At 66.5% G+C, this 23552-nt stretch carries 25 protein-coding genes and 1 tRNA gene; 3 read left to right on the top strand and 23 right to left on the bottom strand.

The features are described from left to right. Positions 1 to 8: 8 nt before the first annotated feature. The 16 genes from C7C56_RS24300 to C7C56_RS24225 all read right to left on the bottom strand — a co-directional run bounded on the left by C7C56_RS24300 (position 9) and on the right by C7C56_RS24225 (position 14130). Positions 9 to 545 carry a DUF3261 domain-containing protein gene (locus C7C56_RS24300; protein ID WP_106759982.1) on the bottom strand — a complete coding sequence of 179 codons (537 nt, stop codon included), beginning with the start codon at positions 543 to 545 and terminating at the stop codon, positions 9 to 11. Continuing rightward, the gene (locus tag C7C56_RS24295; protein ID WP_106759981.1) at positions 545 to 1771 is read right to left on the bottom strand and encodes an NAD(P)/FAD-dependent oxidoreductase; all 1227 of its coding nucleotides are present in this window, start codon (positions 1769 to 1771) and stop codon (positions 545 to 547) included. Before C7C56_RS24295 ends, C7C56_RS24300 begins: the two co-directional genes overlap by 1 nt. Next, positions 1761 to 4127 carry an MMPL family transporter gene (locus C7C56_RS30875; RefSeq protein ID WP_106759928.1) on the bottom strand — a complete coding sequence of 789 codons (2367 nt, stop codon included), beginning with the start codon at positions 4125 to 4127 and terminating at the stop codon, positions 1761 to 1763. Before C7C56_RS30875 ends, C7C56_RS24295 begins: the two co-directional genes overlap by 11 nt. Then, positions 4124 to 4747, bottom strand: a complete 624-nt coding sequence (locus C7C56_RS24285) for a LolA family protein (protein ID WP_106759927.1) — start codon at positions 4745 to 4747, stop codon at positions 4124 to 4126. Before C7C56_RS24285 ends, C7C56_RS30875 begins: the two co-directional genes overlap by 4 nt. Then, positions 4744 to 5178, bottom strand: coding sequence for an acyl-CoA thioesterase (locus tag C7C56_RS24280; RefSeq protein ID WP_106759926.1), 435 nt, complete (start codon positions 5176 to 5178; stop codon positions 4744 to 4746). The genes C7C56_RS24285 and C7C56_RS24280 overlap by 4 nt, the downstream gene beginning before the upstream one ends. Next, complete coding sequence (locus C7C56_RS24275; RefSeq protein ID WP_106759925.1) at positions 5168 to 6727, bottom strand: HAL/PAL/TAL family ammonia-lyase; 1560 nt, start codon at positions 6725 to 6727, stop codon at positions 5168 to 5170. Before C7C56_RS24275 ends, C7C56_RS24280 begins: the two co-directional genes overlap by 11 nt. Further along, on the bottom strand, positions 6724 to 7677 hold the full coding sequence (locus tag C7C56_RS24270) for a lysophospholipid acyltransferase family protein (protein WP_106759924.1): 954 nt from the start codon (positions 7675 to 7677) through the stop codon (positions 6724 to 6726). The genes C7C56_RS24275 and C7C56_RS24270 overlap by 4 nt, the downstream gene beginning before the upstream one ends. Next, positions 7662 to 8432 carry a glycosyltransferase family 2 protein gene (locus C7C56_RS24265; protein WP_229458969.1) on the bottom strand — a complete coding sequence of 257 codons (771 nt, stop codon included), beginning with the start codon at positions 8430 to 8432 and terminating at the stop codon, positions 7662 to 7664. Before C7C56_RS24265 ends, C7C56_RS24270 begins: the two co-directional genes overlap by 16 nt. Next, positions 8429 to 10150, bottom strand: coding sequence for an ApeI family dehydratase (locus C7C56_RS24260; RefSeq protein WP_106759923.1), 1722 nt, complete (start codon positions 10148 to 10150; stop codon positions 8429 to 8431). Before C7C56_RS24260 ends, C7C56_RS24265 begins: the two co-directional genes overlap by 4 nt. After that, positions 10143 to 10697 (bottom strand): COG4648 family protein, encoded by a 555-nt coding sequence (locus C7C56_RS24255; RefSeq protein ID WP_370660243.1) that lies wholly within the window; start codon positions 10695 to 10697, stop codon positions 10143 to 10145. The genes C7C56_RS24260 and C7C56_RS24255 overlap by 8 nt, the downstream gene beginning before the upstream one ends. Beyond that, entirely contained in the window at positions 10694 to 10957 is a 264-nt protein-coding gene (locus tag C7C56_RS24250) for an acyl carrier protein (RefSeq protein WP_181373335.1), read from the bottom strand. Before C7C56_RS24250 ends, C7C56_RS24255 begins: the two co-directional genes overlap by 4 nt. A 10-nt stretch (positions 10958 to 10967) precedes the next feature. Then, on the bottom strand, positions 10968 to 11222 hold the full coding sequence (locus C7C56_RS24245) for a phosphopantetheine-binding protein (RefSeq protein ID WP_106759920.1): 255 nt from the start codon (positions 11220 to 11222) through the stop codon (positions 10968 to 10970). Further along, entirely contained in the window at positions 11215 to 11988 is a 774-nt protein-coding gene (locus tag C7C56_RS24240) for a lysophospholipid acyltransferase family protein (protein ID WP_106759919.1), read from the bottom strand. Before C7C56_RS24240 ends, C7C56_RS24245 begins: the two co-directional genes overlap by 8 nt. Continuing rightward, entirely contained in the window at positions 11981 to 12709 is a 729-nt protein-coding gene (locus tag C7C56_RS24235; RefSeq protein WP_229458967.1) for a beta-ketoacyl synthase chain length factor, read from the bottom strand. Before C7C56_RS24235 ends, C7C56_RS24240 begins: the two co-directional genes overlap by 8 nt. 108 nt (positions 12710 to 12817) lie before the next feature. After that, positions 12818 to 13264 (bottom strand): acyl-CoA thioesterase, encoded by a 447-nt coding sequence (locus tag C7C56_RS24230; RefSeq protein ID WP_370660242.1) that lies wholly within the window; start codon positions 13262 to 13264, stop codon positions 12818 to 12820. 50 nt (positions 13265 to 13314) lie between these two features. After that, positions 13315 to 14130, bottom strand: a complete 816-nt coding sequence (locus C7C56_RS24225; RefSeq protein ID WP_370660241.1) for an SDR family oxidoreductase — start codon at positions 14128 to 14130, stop codon at positions 13315 to 13317. A 123-nt stretch (positions 14131 to 14253) separates the two neighbouring features. Between C7C56_RS24225 and C7C56_RS24220 the strand changes: the two genes are divergently transcribed. Then, on the top strand, positions 14254 to 15930 hold the full coding sequence (locus C7C56_RS24220; protein WP_181373334.1) for an electron transfer flavoprotein-ubiquinone oxidoreductase: 1677 nt from the start codon (positions 14254 to 14256) through the stop codon (positions 15928 to 15930). Between the two features lie 102 nt (positions 15931 to 16032). On the opposite strand, the gene C7C56_RS24215 is transcribed toward C7C56_RS24220, so the two are convergent. Continuing rightward, the gene (locus C7C56_RS24215) at positions 16033 to 16449 is read right to left on the bottom strand and encodes a hypothetical protein (RefSeq protein ID WP_106759915.1); all 417 of its coding nucleotides are present in this window, start codon (positions 16447 to 16449) and stop codon (positions 16033 to 16035) included. A gap of 119 nt (positions 16450 to 16568) precedes the next feature. Between C7C56_RS24215 and C7C56_RS24210 the strand changes: the two genes are divergently transcribed. Together C7C56_RS24210 and C7C56_RS29125 are read left to right on the top strand one after the other, a co-directional pair. After that, positions 16569 to 16781, top strand: coding sequence for a DUF3460 family protein (locus C7C56_RS24210; protein WP_106759914.1), 213 nt, complete (start codon positions 16569 to 16571; stop codon positions 16779 to 16781). Between the two features lie 65 nt (positions 16782 to 16846). After that, positions 16847 to 16932 (top strand) — tRNA-OTHER (locus tag C7C56_RS29125). 205 nt (positions 16933 to 17137) lie between these two features. Here C7C56_RS29125 and C7C56_RS24205 read toward each other — a convergent pair. The 6 genes from C7C56_RS24205 to C7C56_RS24180 all read right to left on the bottom strand — a co-directional run bounded on the left by C7C56_RS24205 (position 17138) and on the right by C7C56_RS24180 (position 23230). Continuing rightward, a complete protein-coding gene (locus C7C56_RS24205; protein ID WP_307719078.1) occupies positions 17138 to 17578 on the bottom strand; it encodes a copper-binding protein in 441 nt (146 codons plus the stop codon). Between the two features lie 88 nt (positions 17579 to 17666). Further along, a complete protein-coding gene (locus C7C56_RS24200) occupies positions 17667 to 19058 on the bottom strand; it encodes a multicopper oxidase family protein (protein ID WP_106759912.1) in 1392 nt (463 codons plus the stop codon). Between the two features lie 21 nt (positions 19059 to 19079). Continuing rightward, a complete protein-coding gene (locus C7C56_RS24195) occupies positions 19080 to 20447 on the bottom strand; it encodes a TolC family protein (RefSeq protein WP_229458966.1) in 1368 nt (455 codons plus the stop codon). 50 nt (positions 20448 to 20497) lie between these two features. Further along, entirely contained in the window at positions 20498 to 20890 is a 393-nt protein-coding gene (locus C7C56_RS24190; protein WP_146204628.1) for a hypothetical protein, read from the bottom strand. 271 nt (positions 20891 to 21161) lie between these two features. Beyond that, positions 21162 to 22538, bottom strand: a complete 1377-nt coding sequence (locus C7C56_RS24185; protein WP_219933222.1) for a heavy metal sensor histidine kinase — start codon at positions 22536 to 22538, stop codon at positions 21162 to 21164. Between the two features lie 8 nt (positions 22539 to 22546). After that, the gene (locus C7C56_RS24180; RefSeq protein ID WP_106759908.1) at positions 22547 to 23230 is read right to left on the bottom strand and encodes a heavy metal response regulator transcription factor; all 684 of its coding nucleotides are present in this window, start codon (positions 23228 to 23230) and stop codon (positions 22547 to 22549) included. Between the last annotated feature and the right edge of the window lie 322 nt (positions 23231 to 23552).

The raw sequence follows: 23552 nt of genomic DNA, 5'->3' as shown, positions 1-23552 counted from the left end.
GGTCGTACTCACGGTGCCGACTCGATCGTCAGGCGGTATTTGTGGCGCAGGTTGTTGAGCACCACGGTCCCGTCCCAGCGCACCGGGCCGCTGTAGTCGATCGTGGCGACGACGGCATCGCCCAGGTATAGGGTGCGGCGCAGGCCAAGGTCCTCGACGCGCCAGCCGGGCGGCAGCGCCCGCGCGATCGCCATGGCCGGCCACAGCGTCAGTTGCACGTCCTCGAGCACGTCCTCGGCGCGCACCTGCGCCGGCAGCATCATGTGGCGCCACGTGGTCAACTTCTTGCCATCGTAGCCGAGGCGCAGCACGCGCTGGCCGAACGCGAGGCCGACCAGTTCGAGCCTTTCCGGATCGACCTCGAGCGCGGCGTCGAGTTCGTCGGTGCGCCCGCCCCGCTCGACCTTGAGGTGCTGCTGCACGCTGATCGTCGCGCCCAGCGCGGCCGGGGCCAGCCGCAGCCCGAGGCGCGCCGGCGGCGCCGGATCGAGGCCGGCGCAGCCGGCCAGCACGGCCGCCGCCAGCGCGCATGCGAGGCCGCGCATCAGCTGCATAACTGCTCCAGCGCGGCCAGGCGGCGCCCGGTCTCCTTGACGTAGGGGTTGCTCTCGTCCCAGGCGTAGCCGGCCAGGATGGCGGCGATCATGCCGTGGATCTCGGGCTGCTTGGCCTCGTGGAAGATGATCTTCTGGAAGCCGCCCGCGTACCACGACTCGACGAACGCGCGGAAGGTGTCGACCCCCTTGCGCAGCGGCGCGCCGTACTCGGCCTGCCAGTCGACCGCCTCGCCGGCGAACACGCGCCCGAGGCAGGCGCAAGCCATGCTGGCCGACTTGACGGCGATCGTCACGCCCGACGAGAACACCGGGTCGAGGAACTCGCCGGCGTTGCCGAGCAAGGCGTAGTTCTTGCCCCACAGCGAGGCCACGTTGGCCGAATAACCCACGATCTGGCGCGCCGGGGTGTCCCAAGCCGCGTTCCCGAGCAGCTTTTTGAGGCCGGCGTCCTCGCCCACGATCGCGGCCAGGCGCTCGGTCGGGGTGCCGGTGTATTGGTCGAGGAAGGCGGTCTCGGCGACCACCCCGAGCGAGCAGCGCCCGGCCGCGAACGGGATGGTCCAGAACCAGACGTCGCAATGGGCCGGATGGACCGTGATGCGGATCTTGTTGCGGTCGAAGCCCGGGTCCGTGATGCCGTCCTGGACGTGCGTGAAGATGGCGCCGCGCACCGGGAACTTGGACGGCGTCTCGAGATCGAGCAGGCGTGGCAGCACGCGCCCGAAGCCGCTCGCGTCGAGTATGAACTTGGCGTGCACCTGGTAGGCGCCGCCGTCGGGCGCCTTGACCGACACGCACGGCCGCTCGGGCGCGAGGTCGACGTGGGTGACCTCGTGGCGGTAGCGGATCTCGGCGCCGAAGCGCTCCGCCTCGTTGGCCAGCAGCTGGTCGAAATCGGCGCGCTGGACCTGGTAGGTGGTGCCCCAGCCCTTGCTGTGCTTTTTGCGGAAGTCGAAATCGGTGTACCGGCCGGCGCGCATGAAGGCGGCGCCGTTCTTGAACTGGAAGCCCGCCTCCACCACCGCCTGCAGCATGCCGGCCTCCTCCAGGTAGGCCATGCTTTGCGGCAGCAGGCTCTCGCCGATCGAAAAGCGCGGGAACTGCTCGCGCTCGATCACCAGCACCTGGCGCCCCTGCTGGCGCAACAGGGCGGCGGCGACGGCGCCGGACGGACCGGCGCCGATGATCAGCACCTCGACGTGTTCAGACTTGATTGCGGCTTGCATGGGCGCTTTCTTTGGAGGTTGCGAAACAAGGGACGAGGAGCCAGACCAGCGTCGTCCCGATTAACATGGTCATGCCGAACGCCCGCAGCGCGGGCGTGGCGCTTAGGCCGAGCAGGCCGAAGGCAAGGATGGTGTTGAAGGCCGACAGCCCGACCGCGAGCCACGCGGTGCCGTCGCGCCGGTCGGGCTGCTCCTGCATGAAGATCCCGTAGTCGACCCCGACCCCGAGCAGCAGCATCAGCCCCAGCACGTGGAACAGCTGCAGCGGCTGGCCGGCCAGGCCGAACGCGGCCAGCGTGGCGAGGCTGGCGAGCGCGGTCGGCGCCAGCACGCGCCAGGCGCGCCGCCGGTAGCGCGGATACAGCAGCAAAAACACCACCGCGTAGGCGGCCAGCGCGACCCAGCCCATTTGCGCGCGGTAGCGCCCCAGCACCGACGAAATCTCGCCCACCTTGTCGACCCACAGCACGCCGTCCTGTCCCTCGGCGGCGCCGCGCAGCGCGGGCAAGGCGGCGCGGGTGGTGCCGCGCAGCGCCACGATGCTGGCATTGACGCCCTCGACCCTGCCGAGCCACAGGTGGCGCCAGGGCGCGCCCTGCGCTGATGCGAGAAAGGCGTCGACCGCGGGCCGCTCCGAGCGCGCCAGCAGGTGCGCGCGGGTGCTGGCGACCCATTGCGGGTCCTCGTCGATCGCGCGCGCGAGCATGGCCAGCGGGCCGCCATCGGATAGCAGCTTGGCTTCGACCAGCGCGCGCCGCTCGGCCTGCGCCCTGGCCGACGGCACCCAGTTCGAGACCGACTGGTAGCCGCTGATCCCGCCCGCGGCGACCAGCGGGTCGAGCCGGCGCTTGAGCGCCTCCTCGCGCTGGAGAACCGTTTCGGCGTCCGCGCCGCGCACCAGGAAATACTGGACCGGCCCGGCCGCGTCGAGCAGCCTGGTGACCAGCATCTGGTCGCGCACGAGGTGCGGCGGCGGCGTTTGCAGCAGGCGGATGTCGTCGTTCACGCCCAGCCGCGCGATGCCGTAGACGGCCAGCAGCGCGAACACGCCCAGCGCGGCCAGCGTGACGCGGTTGGCGCGCAGCTGCGGCCAGCGCGCCAGCGTGCCGCCATAAGCTTGCGCGAACCTGCCGCCGCGCAGCGTGGCGCCGCCGACCAGCAGCGGGAACCAGCACACCACGGTCATCCACGCGAACACCAGCCCGACCGCCGAGAACACCGCCATGTGGCGCAGCCCCGCGAACGGGGTCAGCGCGAGCCCCATGTAGCCGATCACGGCAGCGGCCAGCGTCAGCGCCAGGCTTGGCAGGAGGCGCTTGATCAGCGCGCTGGACGACAGCGCGGGATCGGCGCCGAGGCGCTTGCACAGGAAGTAGATGCCATAGTCCTGCGCGACGCCGATCAAGCTGGCGCCGAACACCAGCGTGAGCAGGTGCACGCTGCCGAACAGCAGCCAGCACACAGACAGCGAGCCGAGGAAGCCGATCCCGATCGACAGCAGCACCAGCGCGATCGGGCGCACCGTGCCGAACGTGAGCCAGGTCAGCAGCACAATGCCGAGCACCGAGCCCACGCCGATGGTCGACATCTCGCGTTCGGCCTGGGCCGAGGCGGCAGCCGCGTGCAGCACCACGCCGGCGCTGGCGATCCGCACCCCGGGCACTGCCGCGCGCGCGGCGGCTTCGGCTTGGTCGAGCAGCGGCAGCACGGCGCGCTGCGCCGACATCGACAGCGCCGGCAGCCGGAGCGTGAGCGGCGCGAGCACGTACTGGCGCTCGGCGTCGGCCACGAACAGGTGGCCGTCGCGCGGGCGCACCGGGGTCTCCTTGGCGCGCTCGAGCACCCAGCCGCCGAACAGGCCGAACGGGTCGTCCTGGAACGCGCCCAGTTTCGGCCCGCCGAATGCGCTGTACAGTTTGGCCAGCGCGGTGTCGGTCCAGTATTGCGCCGGCTGCCCGCGCAGCAGCGCCTCCTGCTGCGCCGTCAGCAGCACCAACGCGTGCCGCTGGAACGGCACGAGCCAGTCGCTTTCGACGTTCGCGCCCAGCGCCACCGGCTCGACCAGGTCGGCGCGCGTGGCCAGCACCGCGTTGTAGGCGGCGGCGGCGCGCTTGGCGTCGTCCCAGTCGGGCGCGCCGAGCAGCACGATCACGCGCTGCTGCGCGGCGTCGACCATGTGGCCGAACGAGCGCTGCAGCACCGGGTCGCGCTCCTGCATCGGCAGCAGCGCCATGATGTCGGTGTCGGGGGCGATGCGTTTGCCCAGCCAAAGGTAGGCGTTGTGCCCGAGCACCAAGCACACGATCAGCGCCCACGCGAGCGCGAGCCCTTTGTGGCGTGTCAAAATAGCGCCGCCTCGTCGGCCGTGATGGCCGTGTCGCCGGTTTTGATCGCGGAGAACACGATGTCGGTGCTGTCGCCGCCGGCCTCCTTGATGTGGATGTTGTTGACGTGGGCTGCGCCGTCGAGCGAGATCGCGCCGACCGCCTTGGCCAGCGCCGGACTGCGCGCCTTGAGCGCGACCTTCCAGCCCTTGTCGATGCTGGCGTCGACCTCGAACAGGGCGTCGAGCTTGCCCAGGTCGCCCGACAGCAGCGAGAACAGCACGCTGTTGATCATGCGTACCGTCGGCTCCTGCCTGGCGTCGAGCCGCATCGCCACGCGCTGGCCCTGGAAGTGGACGATCTCGTCGCGCGTCAGGCGCAGCGTGTTGGGGAACGGCTTGACGGTGCGCCACATCACGCCCTTGCCGGCGACCACGCAGAAGCGCCCGTGCGAGAGCAACGGGCGCTTCATGCCGGCCAGCCGCTTGGTCTGGTCGAAGCGCCCGCACAGGGTGTCCGGCTCGGCCAGCATGGCTTCGATCCTGGCGACCGTCGACTGGGCCGGCGCCGGCGCTTGGGGATGGGCTTGAACCTGGGCGCAGGCGGCGGCCAGGATGATTGCGGTCAGTGGGCGTCTCATGCTGGTTCGATTCCTAACTTTTCAAACAGTACGGGGGGCGAGACGAAGCACATCTCGCCGCTTTTGATGTCGACCGCGACCTGCACCGAGGTGGCGCGGGTGAGGCGTTTGCCGGTGTCCGCATCCGAGATCAGGTAGGCGATCTTGAGGCGGTTCTCCCACTCGACGATCTCGGCGCGCAGCGTGAGGCGCTGGCCGAACACGGCCGAGCCGATGTAGCGCAGGCTGATGTCGATCACCGGCCACATGTAGCCCGAGTCCTTCATCTGCATGTAGTTGTAGCCGATCGAGTCGAGCAGCGCGCAGCGCGCCACCTCGAGGTACTTGACGTAGTTGCCGTGCCAGACGATCTGCATCGGGTCGAGGTCGTAGAACTCGACCCGCAGCTCGACCTCGCGGCTCCAGCGGCTGGCGCCCGCCTTAAGCCGCATACAGGCTCCAGGCCTGGCCACGGGTGCGTTCGAGCAGCAGCCGCAGTTCCGGTTCGAGCCGGCGGTCCTCGGTGACCGGCGCGACGTCCTCGCCGAGCGCCTCAAGCATGCGAAGCAGCGGCGCCGGCGGCGCCACGCCCGGAGTGGCGCGGCAGCGCAGCCACACGCCCTGGCGCACCGTGATCAAGAGCGCCGCGACCACCTGCTCGGTCAGTTCGAGCACGCGCAGGCAGTCGCGCGCGGCGATCGTGCCCATGCTCACCTTGTCCTGGTTGTGGCATTCGGTCGAGCGCGAGAACACCGAGGCCGGCATAGTCAGCTTGAGCGCCTCGGCGGTCCAGGCCGAGGCGCTGATCTGGAGCGCCTTGAGGCCGTGGTTGATCGCCGCGCGCGGGCCCTCGGCGCCCGACAGGTTGGCCGGCAGGCCGTGGTTGTAGCGGCTGTCGACCAGCAGCGCCATCTGGCGGTCGAGCAGGTCGGCCAGGTTGGCGACCGCGTTCTTCATCGAGTCCATCGCGAAGGCGATGTGGCCGCCGTAGAAATGGCCGCCGTGCAGCACGCGCTCGGCCTCGGCGTCGATGATCGGGTTGTCGTTGGCGCTGTTAAGTTCGTTCTCGATCGACTGCCGGAAGAACGGCAGCGCGTCGGCCAGCACCCCGATCACATGCGGCGCGCAGCGGATCGAATAGCGGTCCTGCAGCCGTTTACCATTGCGCTCGGCGGCGCCGGCCTCGAGGTCGGCGCGCAGCCAGCCGGCCACGCCCTGCATGCCCGCGTGCGGCTTGACCGCGAACAGGGTCTCGTCGAAATGGTGGGCGTTGCCGTCGAGCGCGAACGAGGCCATCGCGGTGATCCGCGTGCACAGCTTGGTCAGGTAGGCGGCGCGGTCGTAGGCCAGGCAGGCCAGCGCCGTCATGACGGCGGTGCCGTTCATGATCGCCAGCCCCTCCTTCGGGCGCAGCCGCAGGGGCGTGATGCCGGCATCAAGCAGCGCCTGCGCGGCCGGCACCTGCGCGCCGTCGCGCCAGACCTCGCGCTCGCCGCACAGCACCGCCGCCAGGTACGACAGCGGGGTCAGGTCGCCGCTGGCGCCGACCGAGCCCTCGCTCGGGATCAGCGGCAGCAGGCCGGCATCGAGCAGGCGCGCGATCTGCGCGAGCAATTCGACCGAGACCCCCGAAAACCCCTTCGACAGCGAGGCCAGGCGGGTGGCCATGACGGCGCGCGTCTGGGCCGGGCTCAGGTACTCGCCCAGGCCGCAGCCGTGGTAGGTGTACAGGTGGTGCGGCAGCTCGGCCACCAGTTCGGGCGGCACCGTCACGGTGCACGAGTCGCCGTAGCCGGTGGTGACGCCGTAGATGATGCCGTCCTCGCGCAGCAGGCGGTCGAGGAAGTCGGCGCCGCGCGCGATCGCGGCGCGGAACTGCGGGTCCTCCGACAGCACCGCGCGGGCGTCGCCGCGCGCGATGTCGACGATGTCCTCGATGGTGAGGCGGTTGCGGTCGAACAGGACCACGCGTTGGGTCGCTTGCGGTGGGGCGGAATTCATCGGGTCTTGTCCAGGTCGGATTGATGCCAGAAATCGAAAAAATTGAACCACTCGAGCGGCGCGCGCGCGCAGTGGTGTTCCAGCCGCGCGGCGTAGCGCGCGGCGAGCGCGCCGAGCGCCGCGGCGCGGCCCTTGCGCGGCAGCTCGACCGCCTCGCTAAGCAGCTCGAAATGGATCTCGTGGCCTCCTGCGCGGCGCATCGAGAACATCATGAACGCCGGGCACTGCAGCACGCCGGCGAGAATGTACGGGCCGACCGGGAACGGCGCCTCGCTGCCCAGAAAGGACGCGCCCGAGACCCGCGGGTTGGGTCCGGGCGGGACACGGTCGCCCGCGATGACGACGAATTCGCCGCGCCCGATGCGCTCGGCGAGCATCATCGCGGTGGCCGGCGTGACCTCGGTCACCTGCAGCAAATTGAGCTGGCTGCGCGGGTCGATCTGGCCCATCATCCGGTTGAAGGCGCGCGCGTGCTTGGTGTGCACCAGCACCGTCAGTTTCAGGCCCGGGCGCCGGCCCGAGAGCGCGCGGCACAGGTCCATATTCCCGTGGTGCGAGCACAACAGTACTGCGCCCTGCCCGGCGTCGATCATGCGCACCAGCGGTTCGACCCCGAAAAACGCGACCTCGTCGGCGCCCAGCAGCCCGCCCCAGGCCCGCATCTTGTCGAGGATGCTCTCGGCGAAGGCGCCGAAGTGGCGCAGCACGCCGAGCGCGCCCGACGGGGCCGGCGCCAGCTTGCCGACCCGCGCCAGGTAGTCGAGCGAGGCCGCGCGCGCGGCCGGCTTGGTCGCCACGTACCAGGCCAGCACCGGATACAGCACCAGCCGGAACGGCCAGCGCCCGAATATCCGGCAGATCCAGAACAGCGCGCGCATGCCCGACACGAAGCCGACCTCGTTGATCGCGCTCCAATGGGTGGCGGCGGCCGGCTTCAACGGCGCCGCCATTTGCGCGCCAGCAGCACTGGCAGGCGCAGCAGCATGCCGCACAACAGGGTCGCGTGCATGCGCGTGATGAGCACATTGTCGCGCCACATCCTGAAGTGCGACACGCCGTCGCTCGGGTAGCCGACCCGGGTCGGCACGTTGACCACCCGCAGCCCGTCCCAGTACAGGCGCACCAGCACGTCGGTGTCGAAATTCATGCGCAGCCCGAGTTTGCGGCGCGCCGCCAGCGCCATCACGGGCGCGATCGGATAGACCCGGAAGCCGCACATTGAGTCGCGGATGTCGAACGAGAGCGTGTTGATCCAGACCCAGACGTGGGTCAGGTAGCGCGCGTACAGGCGCAGCTTGGGCACCGACTCGTCGTACACCGGGCAGCCTACGATCAGCGCATGTGGTTGGGCGCGCGCCAGCGCCACGAAGGCCGGGATATCGTCGGTGCGGTGCTGGCCGTCGGCGTCGATCTGCAGCATGTGGGTGAAGCCGGCGCCGGCGGCGTGGCGCAAGCCGCTCAGCACCGCCCCGCCCTTGCCCTGGTTGCGCGCGAGGCGCACCAGCGTCACCCGCTCCGGCGCGGCCGCCGCCAGTTGGTCGAGCGCGTGCGCGCACGCCGCGTCGCTGCCGTCGTCGACCAGGATCAGCGGCAGGCCGTGGGCCAGCACCCGCGCCGCCACGGTCTTGATCGCGTGCTCGTGGTCGTACACGGGGATCACGATGCACGGGTTGAAGAGCGGCGCCGGCGCCGCGGGAGTGGTCACGGCGAGGCCTCCATCTGGCCGAACAGGATGCGCCCGCCCGAATGCTGGCCGGCATCCGAGAAATAGCGGAAATTGAGGCTGTCCCTGGCCGCGTCGTGGTTCAGTTCGAGCCAGACCGTGGTTTCGGGCCTGATCAAATGCTGGAATTTGAGCGCGTGCACCGCCCGGAACTGCGGCCCGAGCGCGAAATGCCGGCGCCCGTAAAAAATCGCCCAGTCGAGCTGCACCACGCCCGGCAGCACGGGCGCGGCCTCGAAGTGGCCTTCGAAATACACGAGTTGCGCCGGCGCGCTCAGTTCGAGCAGCACGCGCGCGTCCGCGCGCTCGAGCAGGCGCACCTGCGGCAGCCGCGGGCGCGCGTCGGACACGCCGCCCAGCAGCGCGAGCAGTTGCGCGTGGGTGGTCTTGCCCTGCGCGTTGAGCGGCAGCTGGTCGAGGTAGCGCCAACGGCGCGGCAGCGCGACCGCCTCGAGCGCGCCGGCCAGCAGCTGGCGCAGGCGCTGGTTCAGGGCCGCCTTGCCGCCGCCGGCGAGCAGCGCCGCGCCGGCCGCCGTCGGCACCACGAAGGCGGCCAGCGACTGGCGCGCGCCGGCCGCGGCGGGCGCCACGATCACGCGCGCCTCGCGCGCCAGGCCGGTGCCGGCGATGGCCGCCTCGACGGCGTCGAGCGAAACGCGTTTTTCTTCGATCTTGACGATGCGGTCGCTGCGCCCCCGCAGCAAGAAGCCCCCACCGCTCGCCTGCACCCGGTCGGCCAGCTGCAGCCAAGCGTCGCCGCCGGCGTGCGCGGAGCGCACCTCGAGTTCGCCCGAGGCGCCCACGCGCCAGGCCACGCCGGGCAGCGGCTCCCAGTTGTCGACCAGGCCCGGGCGGCGCTGGCACCAGGCCACGCCACCCGACTCGGAGCTGCCGTAGACCTCGAACGGCACCTGGCCGAGCAGCGCGCCGGCGCCGAACGCGGCCTCGGGCGCGAGCATGCCGCCCGACGAGAACACCGCGCGCAGACAGGCGGCCGCCGGCGCCCAGTCGAGATGGCCGGGCAGGCGCTTGAGGTGGGCCGGGCTGGCCACCAGCACGCACGGCGCGCGCCCCAGCGCGAGCGCCATCTGCTCCGGAAAATTGAGGCTGGCCGCGTGGATCGGGCGCGCGCAGGCGAGCGGCCACAAGACCTTGAACAGCAGGCCGTAGATGTGCTGGTGCGAGACCGTGGCCACGATCTCGGCCGCGCCCAGGCGCGCGCCGAAACACGCCTCGAGGGTTTCGATTTCGGATGTCAGCTGCGAGAAGCGCTTGGGTATCGCCTGCGCCTGGCCGCTGCTGCCCGAGGTGTGCACCACCAGCGCGGAAAAATCCGGCGCCGGCTCGCGCCACGGGCGCTCGCAAACGTCGGTGGCGGCCGGCGACCGCGGGGCCTGGGCCGGCGGGAACTGGCCGAAAAAGGCCTGCACCGACGCGCCCAGCGCGGCGCAACTGGCCGGCAGCGTGTCGGCGCCCAGCCAGACCGTCCTGCCGGCCTGCCAGCAGCCCAGCAGCGCGGCCGCGAATTCGACGCTGTCGTCGTGGAACAGCGCGATGTCGGCGGCGCCGCAGCGCTCGGCCAGCGCGCGCCAGGCGCCCACGCGGGCGCAAAATTGGACCATGCGGACCTCGCCGCCGGCGCGCCGCCCGACCAGCGCCGCGGGCGCGCGCGCTGCCAGCGCTGGAAAAAAATCACTCATGGTGGAGCCGCTTGAAACGCATCCGGAACAAATACTCGCTCCCGAACAAAAGAGCCATCAGCGCATACGCGATGACGCCCGTGTACAGCGACCAGGCCGCGTGCGAGGCCCACAGGGCCAGGCCCAGCGCGATGGCGCCGTTGACGGCGAAAAAACCGCACCAGAGCTGGGTGACGCGGCGCGTGTAGCCGAGCGCCGCCGGCGGCAGGTCCGGCTCGCGCAGGCGCGCGAGACGCTCGATCATCGACGGCGGCGCCACCAGGCTGTAGCCGAAGGCTGCCAGCAGGGCCGCGTTGACCAGCACCGGATAGAGCTTGAGCGGCAGCATGGCGTTGGCCCAGACCGCCCCGCCCGCCAGCGCCAGCGCGCCCAGCGCCGACCAGCGCGCCACGGCGCTGATACCAAGCGATGGCAGGCGCGAGGCCGCCGCCAGCAGCAGCAGCAAGGCCAGCGAGCGCGGCTCGACCCGTCCCTGTCCGAACCAGATGACGAGCGGGTAGAGCACGGTGAGGACGACCGCGAGCGCGGTCCACAGGGGGCTTTTTATGTCGATCGCTCCGGTCCCAGCGCGGCGACCACGTCGCCGATGGTGCGGATGGTCTTGAACACCTCGGGCTGCAAGCCCTTGCCGGTCATCTGCTTGAGCCGCACGGCCAGGTCGACCGCGTCGATGCTGTCGATGTCGAGATCGGCGTACAGGTTCGACTCGAGGCGCAGCGCGCCGCGCTCGAGCTCGAACATCTCGGCCAGCAGGTCGGCCACCAGCGTGAACCGTTGTTCGGCGTCCATCGTACTTGTTGCTAGCATGGCGGCTCCGTTACTTCTTGCGGGTGGCTTCGATCAGCGCCGACAGCGCGCGCACCGATGCGAAGTGGCGGCGCGTGTCGTCCGACTCGGCCGACAAGGTGATGCCATAGCGCTTTTGCAGCGCCACGCCGATTTCGAGGGCGTCGATCGAGTCGAGCCCGAGGCCGTCGACGAACAACGGCGCCTCGCTGTCGATGTCGGCGGCGCCGATGTCTTCGAGCTGCAGCACGTCGATGATGAGTTCTTTGACTTCTTGTTCAAGCATAGCGTTGGCTCTCTTTTGTGAAATACTCTTGGAGCTGCTGCGTCAAATGACGCGCAGCCATGACGTCCGACTGGCCCGCGCCGCGGAACTGGTGCGCGGCGATATCCTCGTGCACGTCGATGGTGAACATGACGCGCCGCGGCGGCACCCTCCACCAGCGCCCCTCCTTGCCCAGCGCGGGCGGCTCGCAGCGGATCACGGCCGGCGTGATCGGGCGCGCGCCGCGCACGGCGATGTTGGCCGCCCCGCGCAAAAACGCGAGCGCGCCGCCGGCCGGGGTGCGCGTGCCCTCCGGGAAAATGATCAGGTTGTTCCCGGCGCGCAGCGAGGCGATGCATGCCTCGACCAGTTGCGGACCCTGGTCGTTGTTGATGTAGCCGGCCGCGCGCAGCACCCGCCCCATGAAAAAATTCTGCCACAACGCGCCCTTGATGATGCAATCGGCGCGCTTGACGAAGGCCATCAGGAACACCGTGTCGATCAGCGTCGGGTGGTTGGCCAGGATCAGCATGCCCTCGCGCTCGAGCCGCTCGAAGCCGCTCAGGCGGTAGCGCAGCACGCCCAGCGCGCGCATGGTCGCGACAAACAAGCGGAACGTGTGCCGGATCACGGTGCGCGTGGTGGCGCTGCGGCGCTCGCGCCCGCGCACGCCGAGCGACAGCAGCGGCAGCACGACCAGGCCGAGCAGCATTCCGGCGAGCCCGAACAAGGCGAAGCTCAAACCGGTGGCGAACACGCGCCAGCCGCGCCCGGCCAGCTCAATCATCGCGCGTCCAGCGCCACGCCAGACGGCCGTCGCGCCGCTCGAGCCGGGGCGCGCCGCCCATGTAGAAGCGCAGCACCTCGAGCCCGCCCGGCATCGACGTCGGGTCCGGCGCGAAGCCGGGCGCGTCGTCGGCGCTCCAGTGCAGCGCCAGCGCGCCGGCGCCGGCCGGCACCATCAGCCAGGCCCACGCGTGGGGCTGCTCGGCGCAGTCCTCGAACGCGCTCAGCACCTCCGGCAGCGGACAGTCGTAGGCCACCAGCAGCACCATCGGGACGCCGTCGGCGAGCATGCCGCAGGCCTCGATCACGGCGTGTTCGACCGTGCAGGCGCCGGCCGCGAGGGCGACGTGGTTGGCCTGGTCGGCACGCGCGATCGAGAACAGGCCGGCGCTCGCATTGTGGACGGCGAGGCCGAAACCGGTCGGCGACAGGGGCATCTCGTCGGTCAGTTCGGTGAGCAGTTCGATGGCGCGCGCGGCCTCGCCGTGGCGCGAGCAAAACACGGTCGGCACGCCGCTGCGGCCGTCGAGGCAGTCGTAGGCGACTTCAAGGGCCATTTTTCCGAGGAAGCCGGCGCGCCTGCGCAGCATGGCGGGCATTTTGGCCAGCGCCGGCTGGGCAGTGCCCTCGATCTTGAACGGCGCCTGCGCCCACGCGCGCCAGGCCTCGGGCGTGCTCACGCCGGGCGACCAGGCCGCATGCCTTGCAACTGAAAACCTCACCCCATCCACACGCATTCCCTTGTTTCGATCGCCAAACGGCCCGCGCACCAATGCACGACTGCATTATAAGTGAAGGGAGCTGGCGTTCTGTAAAGGAATGCTTTTTACTTAGGATCGGTTTTGGTCCGGCACAACAGTTGTGGGAACGGCGGCTGGGGCGCCGCCATCCGGGGCCAGCAGGGCGCGCAGCGCCTCGGGCAGCGGGACCGATTTTTCGGCCGGAAAATTAACCCAGACCACCTTGGCGCCGCCGTGGGCGTGCAGCTGGCCGGGCGCGCCGGCGGCGTCGACGAGCCGGATTTCGTGGCTCATCTCGAAGCTCGAACGCCCGGCGGCGCCGACCAGGGTGCGCACCTCGATCTCGCCCGGATATTTGAGTTGCTTGAGAAACGAGCAATGGGCGTTGACGATGACGGGGCCGGTCCCGGCCGGATCGGGCGCGCAGGCGATCTGGTCGAACCACGAGATGCGGGCCTGCTCGATATAGCGGAAATAGACCGTGTTGTTGACATGGCCCATCGCGTCCATGTCGCCCCAGCGGATCGGCATGCGCATCGAATGGACCAGCTTGTGGACCCGCCCCGCCCCTTCGGCCGGCGTTTCGCTCACTGCGCGGTCATCCCGTCGTCGGCCGTGATGATGGCGCCGTTGATGAAATGGGTCTCCTCGGCCGCGAGCAGCAGCAGCAGGCCGTCGAGGTCTTCGGGCTTGCCGGCGCGCTTGCGCGGCAGCATGTCGATCAACTTGCGGCCCTGCTCGGTGAGGAAATAATCCTCGTTGATTTCGGTCGAAATATAGCCCGGGCAGATCGCGTTGACGTTGATGCCGTATTTGCCCCACTCGACCGCCATCGCCTTGGTCATCTGGATCACGCCGGCCTTGCTCATGCAGTAGACGCCGATCTGCGGCAGCACGCGCAAGCCCGCCACGGAGGCGATGTTGATGATGCGGTGTTGTTTTTTTGGGTCGCCCTTGGCGCGCGCGATCATGCGTTTCGCGGTCTGCTGGGCCACGAAAAAGGCGCCGCGCAGGTTGGTGTCCATCATGTAGGCGTAGTCTTCGGGGGTGACGTCGATCAGGCGCTGGGTCGTAGAGACGCCCGAATTATTGACCAGGATGTCGATCGGACCGGCCTCGGTTTCGGCGTGCGCGATGGCCGACTTGATGCTGGCGATATCGGTCACGTCGAGCGAGACGACGTGGGCGGCGCCGCCGTCGGCTTCGATCTCGGCGCGCAATTCCTTGAGCAGGTCGGTGCGGCGCGACGCCAGCACGACTTGGGCACCGGCGCCCGCGAGGGCCTTGGCGAAACGGGCGCCGAGTCCGCTCGAGGCGCCGGTGATGAGTGCGATTTTTCCTTCATAGTTGACTTCAATGCCCACGGTCGACTCCCTCTCTGGTACCAACGAAACCGCAATCATTACACAATTCGCCAGTATTAGACGGCGACATCTAATAATGCCCGTAAAATGTCGCCAAAGTTGCAAACACCGGCAAAAAGACGCACACTCGTGCTTAAATTTTCCACCATCCAAGATGAGACCATGACTGAGCCTACTAACTTACTCGAACAATACGGCCCGCGCGAGGCGATGGAATACGACGTCGTCGTCGTCGGCGGCGGCCCGGCCGGCCTGTCGGCGGCCATCAAACTGAAGCAACTGGCGGCCGAAAAAGGCCAGGAAGTGGCCGTTTGCGTGCTCGAAAAAGGCGGAGAGGTCGGCGCCCACATCTTGTCGGGCGCGGTGATGGACCCGCGCGCCCTCAACGAGTTGTTCCCGAACTGGAAGGAGCTCGGCGCCCCGCTCAACACCGAGGTGACGGAAGACCGCATTTTGTTCCTGACCGAAACCAAAGCGATCCAGACGCCGGCCTTCATGGTGCCGGCCTGCTTTGAAAACCACGGCAACTATGTCATCTCGCTGGGCAACGTCACGCGCTGGCTCGGCCAGCAGGCCGAGGCGCTGGGCGTCGAGATCTTCCCCGGCTTCCCGGCCGCCGAAATCCTGTACAACGACGACGGCTCGGTCAAGGGCGTCGCCACCGGCAACCTGGGCGTGAACCGCCACGGCCAGCCCGGCCCCGACTTCCAGCTCGGCATGGAATTGCACGCCAAGTACACCCTGTTCGCGGAGGGCTCGCGCGGCCACCTCGGCAAGCAATTGATCAGCAAGTACGACCTCGCCAAGGGCAAGGACCCGCAGTCGTACAGCATCGGCATCAAAGAGCTGTGGGAGATCGACCCGGCGAAACACAAGCCGGGGCTGGTCATCCACACCACCGGCTGGCCGCTCAAGTCGGACACCTACGGCGGCTCCTTCCTGTACCACCTCGAGAACAACCAGGTCGTGGTCGGCTATGTGATCGGCCTGTCGTACGCCAATCCCTACCTGTCGCCGTACGAGGAATTCCAGCGCTACAAGACGCATCCGGCGATCAGCACCTTCTTCGAAGGCGCCAAGCGCATCTCCTACGGCGCCCGTGCGATCACCGCCGGCGGCCTGCAGGCCTTGCCAAAACTGGTGTTCCCGGGCGGCGCGCTGATCGGTTGCGACGCCGGCTTCCTGAACATGAGCCGCATCAAGGGCAGCCACGCCGCGATCAAGACCGGCATGCTGGCCGCCGAAGCGGCGTTCACGGCGCTCGGCGAGCAGCGCCAGCACGACGAACTGGCGAGCTATCCGGTCGCGTTCGAAAATTCGTGGCTGCACGAGGAACTGCACGTGGCGCGCAACGTCAAGCCATGGCTGTCTAAGGGCCTGTACCTCGGCTCGATCATGACGGGCATCGACCAATTGATCCTGCGCGGCAAGGCGCCGTGGACCCTGCACCGCGACTACGGCGACCACCAATGCCTCAAGCCGGCCGCCAACTACCAGCCGATCGTCTATCCCAAGCCCGATGGCAAGCTCACGTTCGACAAGATGTCGTCGGTGTTCATCTCCAACACCAACCACGCCGAAGACCAGCCGGTCCACCTGACGCTCAAGAACGCGAGCATCCCGGTCGACGTCAACCTGGCCACCTACGCGGGACCGGAGGCGCGTTATTGCCCGGCCGGCGTGTACGAGTTCGTCAAGACGGACGAAGGCAAGGACCGCCTGCAGATCAATGCGCAAAACTGCGTGCATTGCAAAACCTGCGACATCAAGGATCCGACCCAGAACATCGTCTGGGTCACGCCGGAAGGCGGCGGCGGTCCGAACTATCCGAACATGTGATGAGCATGTAGGCGGCGCGCTATGGGGCCGCCGCAAAACAAAAGCCGTACCCATCGCCGGGTACGGCTTTTTTGTTTGCTGGCCGTGTTTGTTGCCTTGTTTCTAGCGCTTGCGGCCGCCGAAGCGGTGGCCCGCCACCAGCGTGGTGCTCGCGACCAGGCTGCTCAGTCCGATGACGAGTTGGATCAGCTTGTCGTCCGGCAGCACCCATGATTGCCCGGGCGGCGGCGGGCTCTGGGTGGCCGCGGCGATCAGGGGCGCCACCCATTGCGCGTCGGGATCGACATCGAGCATGATCGCGTCGCCATTGGTTTGCATGTAGATGTTGCCCCCTTCGGCCAGCGTGAAGCACACGCCGTAACCGGTTTCCTGCGGGCCGATGTGCTCCTGCAAACTGCGGTTGTGCTCGTCGATCCACAATTCGACATCTTGCACCGTCTCGAGCGCGGTCCATGGACAGGGACGGAAACGGGGCGCGGGTTCGGCCTCGGGTGCCTCGATGTGTGGCTGTTGGTTCATTCTTTCCTGTGCTTGGGGCAAGTGTGCGGCGACGCCGGTATGGTACGGCATTTCCGCGCGGACGTACATGTGAACCGGCGCGTTTGGGCGCTGTCAAAGTAACGTCACAAGGAGGCGCCATGAACCCGAAACCTGCGAAATATCGCATCAACCGGGCCGCGTACGCATCAGAATTTGACCAGTTCCTCGGCGACTATCTCGACGAACATCCCGAGGTGGAGGAGGATCAAAGGCGCGGCTGGTACATCTGGTGGGACCACCGGGTCGACCTCGACGAGCTCGACAAACAACGCCAGGATGCCGTGCCCGTCAAGCCGTACTACTACGAGTGAAATTTTCTTTGTTTTTATTGAGAAATTGTTATTGCGTTTTGGTAATTTTGCACTACGATGGAATTGCGAGGTTCGCTTATTGGTAAAGCCCAGCCGCGGCCGATGTTAGCCCAGTACTGATAACCAGGTTCGATCCCTGGACCCCGCACCAACTTCTCTGTTTCATTTGGCGTTAAAAACCCGCGCGCCGCGAGGCGTGGCGGGTTTTTTGTTGTTCTAAGCGCTTATCTGATCCCACGGCATCGACAAGCAGATAGGCAACGGGGACGCCATCGATGGGGTGGTGCGCGGTCGTCACAACCGGCCAGGGCCCGCTTCTGATAAGTGCCGCCATCGGACTGACGGCAGCAACAACCTTACTTGACAGCTTCGAACGCCGTCACGGTCAACGCGCCGTTGAGTTTCTCGACGCTGAATTTGACCTTGTCACCCGGCTTGACCTGGTCGAGCATGGCGGCATCCTTGACGCGGAAGACCATCGTCATCGGGGGCATGTTGAGGCTCGCCAGAGGCCCGTGCTTGATTGTGATCTTGCCGGCGTCCTTGTCGATTTTCTTGATTTCTCCATCGGCCATGGGTTCGGCGGCCGCCTTTTGTGTGATGCCGGCGCTTTCCTTGGCGGGGTTTGCGCCTTCGGCGGCAAACGACAGCATCGGGATCGCAGCGACGGTTGCGAGGGCCAGTAACAACTTGGATGGGTTTTTCATTTCAACTCCTTGAAAACGGTTTTGACCGCACGGCGCTGCGCCGGCACGGCACTCCATAATGCGCCACTGCCAATCAAGACGCAGCGGCACAAACTTCTACTTCACCACAAGCTTTTCCCTTCATGCCGCCCTCGATGAGGCCCGATTCGAGGCATGCAAAGTCGAGCGGGTGATCCTTTCAATGTCCGCTGTGGCCGTTTCCTTTGCGTACCTTCAGCACTTTTTCGCCAGGCTTGGGCGCGGACGCCGCAGCGCCCGGCGCCTTGACCGGATCGGGCATCGGCGCGTCGCCCGCCTTCCATTCGAACGCCACGGTTCCCGCCGGGTGCTTGTACCAGCCCGGGTCCTTGTAGTCGTTGCGCGCCAGTCCCTTGCGCACCTTCACCGTGGTGAACATGCCCCCCATCTCGATGCCGCCGAACGGCCCGGTCCCGGTCATCATCGGCAGTGTGTTCTCCGGAAGCGCCATCTCCATATCCCCCATCGAGCCGCCCTTGTCGCCCATGACCATGTAGTCCGGAATGAGTTTGTTAATTTTTTCGGCGACACCGCGATGATCAACGCCGATCAGGTTGGGTACGTCATGTCCCATCGCGTTCATCGTGTGGTGCGATTTGTGGCAGTGGAATGCCCAGTCACCCAGTTCCGTGGCATCGAACTCGATGGCACGCATCTGGCCCACCGCGATGTCGGTGGTCACTTCCGGCCAGCGCGAGGCGGGATTGGTCCAGCCGCCGTCAGTCCCGGTCACGACAAATTCATGTCCATGCAGGTGGATCGGGTGATTCGTCATCGTCAGATTGCCTACCCTGATGCGCACACGGTCGTTCAGGCCGCACACCATCGAATCAATCCCGGGGAACACGCGGCTGTTGAACGTCCACAGATTAAAATCGAGCATGGTCGCCGTCTTCGGCGTAGCGCTGCCGGGTTCGATATCGTAGGCATTAAGCAGAAAACAGAAATCGCGGTCGACCCGGTGCAGGCTCGGATCCTTCGGATGCGTCACCCAAAAGCCCATCATGCCCATGGCCATCTGGGTCATCTCGTCGGCGTGCGGGTGGTACATGAAGGTTCCCGGGCGTTTGGCCACGAACTCATAGACGAACGTCTTGCCCGGCTGTATGCCGGGCTGAGTAAGCCCTGTGACGCCATCCATGCCATTAGGCAGGCGCTGGCCGTGCCAGTGGATGCTCGTGTGCTCCGGCAGCTTGTTGGTGACGAACAGGCGCACCCGGTCGCCTTCGACCACCTCGATCGTCGGGCCGGGCGATTGCCCGTTATAGCCCCACAGGTGCGCCTTCATCCCGGGCGCCAGTTCACGCACCACGGGTTCGGCAACCAGGTGGAACTCCTTGACGCCATTATTCATCCGCCAAGGCAGCGTCCAGCCGTTCAGTGTCACGACCGGGTTGTATGGCCTTCCATTCGGCGGGGACAGGGGCGGCTGCGTCGACGCCTTGTCCATCGTGGGCGCCTCCGGCAGCGAGGCCGCCCCGGCCCGGCTGACCAGGCCCGCGCTGATGGCCAATGCGCCTGCGCCGCCAAAAAAATCTCTACGTGAAACCATGCGAATTTCCTTTGTGATCGTTCAGTGTGCGGCAGGCGCGGCCGCCGGGCCACTCTTGCGCCCCAGCGGCACGGCGCCGGCCGCGCGCCCCGTCTGCGCCATCTGCAAGGCCGACTCGGCCATCCAGAAGTCGCGCAGCGCTTCGATCGAGGCATTGACGCTGGCAACTTGTAGGCGCGAATCGGCGATCAGCTCGAACACGCTGATCAACATGCCGTTGTAACGCAGCAGTTGCTCCTCGGAGATCCGTTTTTGGATCGGGACGACCTCATCGCGATAGTGCTTCGCGATATCGTAGGTGCTGCGGTAGCCCGTATAGGCCTCGCGCACTTCCGAGCGCGCATTGACCGTTATTTCGGCGGTGCGATGAAGCGCCTGCATGTACATTGCCTCGGCGCGCGCCACCCGGGCGCCGCCCCAGTCAAACAGGGGGATCTGCAGCTCGATCTCGTAGCCTGTTTCCTTGGTGGGGCTTTCGGCGAGGCTGTTGCGCAAGTAGCTGACGTCGAGGACGTTGACGAAGCGTGTGGTCCGGGTCAGCCCGAGCGAATCGGCCAGGCCAGCCAGTTCGCGGCGGGCCATCAGGACGTCCAGGCGATTCTTCAATGCGTCCGCTTCGAGCTCACCAGGTTCTTTCGGCGTCTTTGGCAAATCGGGGAGCCTGTTGGGCAACGTGAACGCGGCGCGCTTTCCGCTCAGGCCCATCAGCCTGGTCAGGCGCTCGCGTTGCGATACGCGCTCTTGCATCGCCCGGGCCAACTGGACGACGACATCGGCGTAAAAGGCTTGCTCGCGCGCCAAGTGGAGTTTGCTCCAGTTGCCGGCGGCGACCATTCGCACGGCCAGTTCCGCGCTCGCCTCGGCGGCCAGTTTGACCTGTTCCATGTAGGTCGCGCTCTCCTGCGCGGCGACGGCCGAGAAATAGGCGCGCCGCGTGTTGTCGGCAACGCTCAGGGCCTCGCCAGCGGCGCGCAGTTGGGCCTGCTCGAACGAGCGTCTGGCTATCCGCTTGGCCACAGGCATCGTCAGCAGACCCATCACAGGTAGCATCAGCTGACGTTCGATCTCTACTTCGCCGCCACGCGACAGGCGTCCGAACGAAAAGAGCGGATTGCTCAGGCGCCCGGCCTGGACCAATTCCGCCTCGCTGATGCCCAATTCCGCATACTCAGCCTGCAAGCCTTTATTGTTGAGAAGGGCAATCGTGACGGCATCGTCAACCAGCAGCGGCCGCGCCAGCAGTGGTTCGATGGTCCGGTCGACCATGGCCGAATCCGCATCGGACTTCACCCATGCAACGTCCTTGCCAATGCGCTCTTTCGTCATCGACCGCACCGAACCGAACCCGCCCTCGCTCGAGAAGCTTGCGCACCCGCTCAGCAGTAGCAAGGAAACGCCAACTGCGATCGGGCGCAAAGACATCGAAAAAAATTGCATCGTCAGTCCTTATGGTTCATCTTGCTGTGGTCCATGGTGTGCGGGGGCAGCTCGGCCGGCTTCTTCGCTTGGTGCGGGGCGGCGGACGCGGACTTGGCCGGCTGCGCCTTTTGTTTGCTCAGCGATTTGTCGGGCGCAGCCATTTTTTCCGGGACGGGAGCCGGAGCAAGGCCAGTTGTGCCCATGTCGTGCTCGCCCGTATTGCCGGCGCCGCGCACCAAGTCGTTCGATGCGCGCCAGGGCATCACCTCGGGCTCGCGAAAGCTTATGTAGTCGGTGAAGGCCGACTGATAGAGCTGCGCCGCCCCTGCCGCCTTCTCGCCCGTTGCAGGCGGCGCGGCCGGCAGCTCCTGCGCAACGACGCTTAACCCCAGCGCTGCGGCGAGCGCAAACACGAAACATCGTTGAAAAACCATCCTGCCCTCCGAACTGTTATCGACGCGCCCAAGCATCGCACACATGCTGATGTGCGCGACGCAGTCGCGCCAGGATGCGCTAGATGCCCGAGTCGATTGTGCTGCCGTGGAAAACCGGGTGACCCGGCATGACCCTGGAACGGCAACAGTCTAACAAAAATTTGATGACAACATTCCGTCCACACCATTACAACTTTGTAATGCGCCCTTGTGTGCGATCCGCATTGCCCGCCCGCCGCTCACTTTGCGCCTACCCGGCCAAGAAGCGCAGGCAAAAACTTGTCGTGCCGTTCTCGGAGCTAACGGACGTGTCGCCGCCATGGGCCCGCAAGATCGAACCGGTAATTGCCAGGCCAAGTCCGGCGCCGTCGCTTTGGCGCCGCCTTGAAAAGTCGACGCGGTAGAAGCGCTCGAAAAGCCGCCGCAGGTGCTCGGGCGGAACAGTGTCGCCGGAATTTTCCACACACAAAACGACGTGGCTTGCCCCTGCCTCTTCGACGTGGACCGCGATTCGCCCGCCCGGGCAGGTGTGCCGAACCGCGTTCGAGAGCAGATTGCTGATGGCCCGCCGGACCATTAGCCTGTCGCCCAAGATTTGCCCCGCCCCGGACACCGCCATCTGCAAACCATTCTCCTCGGACAGCGCCTCATAAAACTCGAACACGCTCCTAACCTCATCGATCAGGTCGACTGGCTCGCGGGTCGGGATCACCAGCGCGTTGTCCGATTTTGCGAGAAAAAGCATGTCTCCGATGATCCGCGCCAGTCGCTCGAACTCTTCCGCATTCGAGGCCAGTATTTCGCCGTACTCGTGGGCCGTGCGCGCCTTTGAAAGCGTGACCTGGGTCTGGGTAAGTAGATTGCTCACAGGCGTGCGCAGTTCGTGCGCCAGATCCGATGAAAAATTTGAAAGGCGTTGAAATGACTCCTCGAGCCGCGCCAGCATGATGTTCAGCGTCTCTGCCAACTCGGCCAATTCGACTGGCACGGACGCGGCCGACAATCGCGCATCGAGCCTGCGCGCCGTGATGCCCTCGACCTCGCGCCGCATCGATCGCAGCGGCGCCAGCCCCCGTCTGGCCGCAATCCAACCCAGGAACCCGGTGAGGATCGCGGCGAGGACCACGACCATCGACAAAGTGGTCTTGAATGCGGCCATGAAGTGCTCATGCTCCGAGATGTCCGTGCCAACGGCGATCACGGCGTCGGGCGCCCCGCGGATGCCCGTACTTGCCAACTTGGAAATCCCCCGGTACGGGTGGCCGTCCGCCGTCCGCCAGACCAGCGTGCGTGGGTCCTTGCTGCGGACAGCGTGCGTCAGGCCTGTTGGAAAGCTGGCGCCATGCGTCGCAAACAGCGTCTCGCCGCCGGGGGTAACGACCAGCATGGCCAATCCATGGTGGCCGACAAGCGAATCGGCAAGCTGCAGCGGCAGCGTCGCCAAGTCCGTCTTGAAGCGCACCTTCTCGAGGGTATACTGGGCAAGTTCAAGCTTCCCGCTTAGCCCTTCCATGTCCTGTTCCTCGAAGTGCTTCTCGACCGAATTTGCGATCAAATAGCCCAATAACAGCAGCACCGTGGTCGATGCCGCCGCAAACAGCAATGTCAGTCGCAACGTCAGGGACATGCATGCCCTTATTCGCATGGGTCCACCTCAAGGACATAGCCCATGCCGCGGACTGTATGGATGAGCTTGGGCGTGAAACCCTCGTCCATTTTTCCACGCAGGCGCCGCACCGCGACTTCGATCACGTTGGTATCGCTGTCGAAATTCATGTCCCATACCTGGGAGGCGATAAGTGAACGGGGCAGCACTTCGCCCTGTCGTCGCAGCAACAATTCCAACAGCGCGAACTCCTTCACGGTCAGATCGATCCGTTTGCCCGCGCGCGTCACACGGCGGCGGATCAAGTCGAGTTCGAGGTCCGCCGCGCGCAAAAATTCGGACTCCTTGGCCTTGCTGCCGCGCCGCAATAGCGTGCGCACCCGCGCCAATAGTTCGGAGAAGGCGAAAGGCTTCACGAGGTAGTCATCGGCGCCCAACTCGAGGCCGCGCACGCGATCATCGACTTGGTCGCGCGCAGTCAGAAAGAGTACGGGCATATCCTTGCCTGATTTTCTTACGCCCCCCAGTACCGCCCATCCATCGATCCCGGGCAGCATCACATCGAGGATCATCAAATCATAGGCGTCCGTGAGCGCACGATGAAGACCTTCATTGCCATCGCGAACCAGGTCGACAACAAACCCCGCCTCGACCAAGCCCTGTTTAAGGTAGTCACCGGTCTTCGTCTCATCTTCAACAATCAGGATTTTCATTTGCGCTCTCGAGCATGGCAACCAGCGCCATTTTGCGCCGGACTGGGATTGTCACTCAAAAATAACGAAAATGTAATTTTACTGACAGCTTGCTGATAGTTTAGCGCGGGAAGTCATGCGTTGTGGGGCAATCTGCGATTCGCCAATGCCTGTCGAGCATCATATTGCCTGCCCAGTGGGTGCAATCGGCTCCACTTGCGCCCCCGTGGAATAGACGCCCGAGCCGTCGGCCTCGTTGCCTGGGAAGCTCGTCGAATAATCGCGGTTCCAATACGAATTTCTATGCAATATTGATTCCATAACGAGCATGGCGGTCGCGCCA

Source organism: Massilia glaciei, assembly GCF_003011895.2.
Taxonomy (GTDB): domain Bacteria; phylum Pseudomonadota; class Gammaproteobacteria; order Burkholderiales; family Burkholderiaceae_D; genus Telluria_A; species Telluria_A glaciei.
This window is presented reverse-complemented; position numbering and strand designations above follow the sequence as displayed.

Excerpts from the sequence above, each read along its gene's own strand:
- C7C56_RS24300 (WP_106759982.1), bottom strand. The coding sequence starts at position 545 with ATGCGCGGCCTCGCATGCGCGCTGGCGGCGGCCGTGCTGGCCGGCTGC.
- C7C56_RS24285 (WP_106759927.1), bottom strand. The coding sequence starts at position 4,747 with ATGAGACGCCCACTGACCGCAATCATCCTGGCCGCCGCCTGCGCCCAG.
- C7C56_RS24280 (WP_106759926.1), bottom strand. The coding sequence starts at position 5,178 with ATGCGGCTTAAGGCGGGCGCCAGCCGCTGGAGCCGCGAGGTCGAGCTG.
- C7C56_RS24275 (WP_106759925.1), bottom strand. The coding sequence starts at position 6,727 with ATGAATTCCGCCCCACCGCAAGCGACCCAACGCGTGGTCCTGTTCGAC.
- C7C56_RS24270 (WP_106759924.1), bottom strand. The coding sequence starts at position 7,677 with ATGGCGGCGCCGTTGAAGCCGGCCGCCGCCACCCATTGGAGCGCGATC.
- C7C56_RS24260 (WP_106759923.1), bottom strand. The coding sequence starts at position 10,150 with ATGAGTGATTTTTTTCCAGCGCTGGCAGCGCGCGCGCCCGCGGCGCTG.
- C7C56_RS24250 (WP_181373335.1), bottom strand. The coding sequence starts at position 10,957 with ATGCTAGCAACAAGTACGATGGACGCCGAACAACGGTTCACGCTGGTG.
- C7C56_RS24245 (WP_106759920.1), bottom strand. The coding sequence starts at position 11,222 with ATGCTTGAACAAGAAGTCAAAGAACTCATCATCGACGTGCTGCAGCTC.
- C7C56_RS24240 (WP_106759919.1), bottom strand. The coding sequence starts at position 11,988 with ATGATTGAGCTGGCCGGGCGCGGCTGGCGCGTGTTCGCCACCGGTTTG.
- C7C56_RS24230 (WP_370660242.1), bottom strand. The coding sequence starts at position 13,264 with ATGCGCATGCCGATCCGCTGGGGCGACATGGACGCGATGGGCCATGTC.
- C7C56_RS24225 (WP_370660241.1), bottom strand. The coding sequence starts at position 14,130 with ATGATTGCGGTTTCGTTGGTACCAGAGAGGGAGTCGACCGTGGGCATT.
- C7C56_RS24220 (WP_181373334.1), top strand. The coding sequence starts at position 14,254 with ATGACTGAGCCTACTAACTTACTCGAACAATACGGCCCGCGCGAGGCG.
- C7C56_RS24215 (WP_106759915.1), bottom strand. The coding sequence starts at position 16,449 with ATGAACCAACAGCCACACATCGAGGCACCCGAGGCCGAACCCGCGCCC.
- C7C56_RS24210 (WP_106759914.1), top strand. The coding sequence starts at position 16,569 with ATGAACCCGAAACCTGCGAAATATCGCATCAACCGGGCCGCGTACGCA.
- C7C56_RS24200 (WP_106759912.1), bottom strand. The coding sequence starts at position 19,058 with ATGGTTTCACGTAGAGATTTTTTTGGCGGCGCAGGCGCATTGGCCATC.
- C7C56_RS24185 (WP_219933222.1), bottom strand. The coding sequence starts at position 22,538 with ATGTCCCTGACGTTGCGACTGACATTGCTGTTTGCGGCGGCATCGACC.
- C7C56_RS24180 (WP_106759908.1), bottom strand. The coding sequence starts at position 23,230 with ATGAAAATCCTGATTGTTGAAGATGAGACGAAGACCGGTGACTACCTT.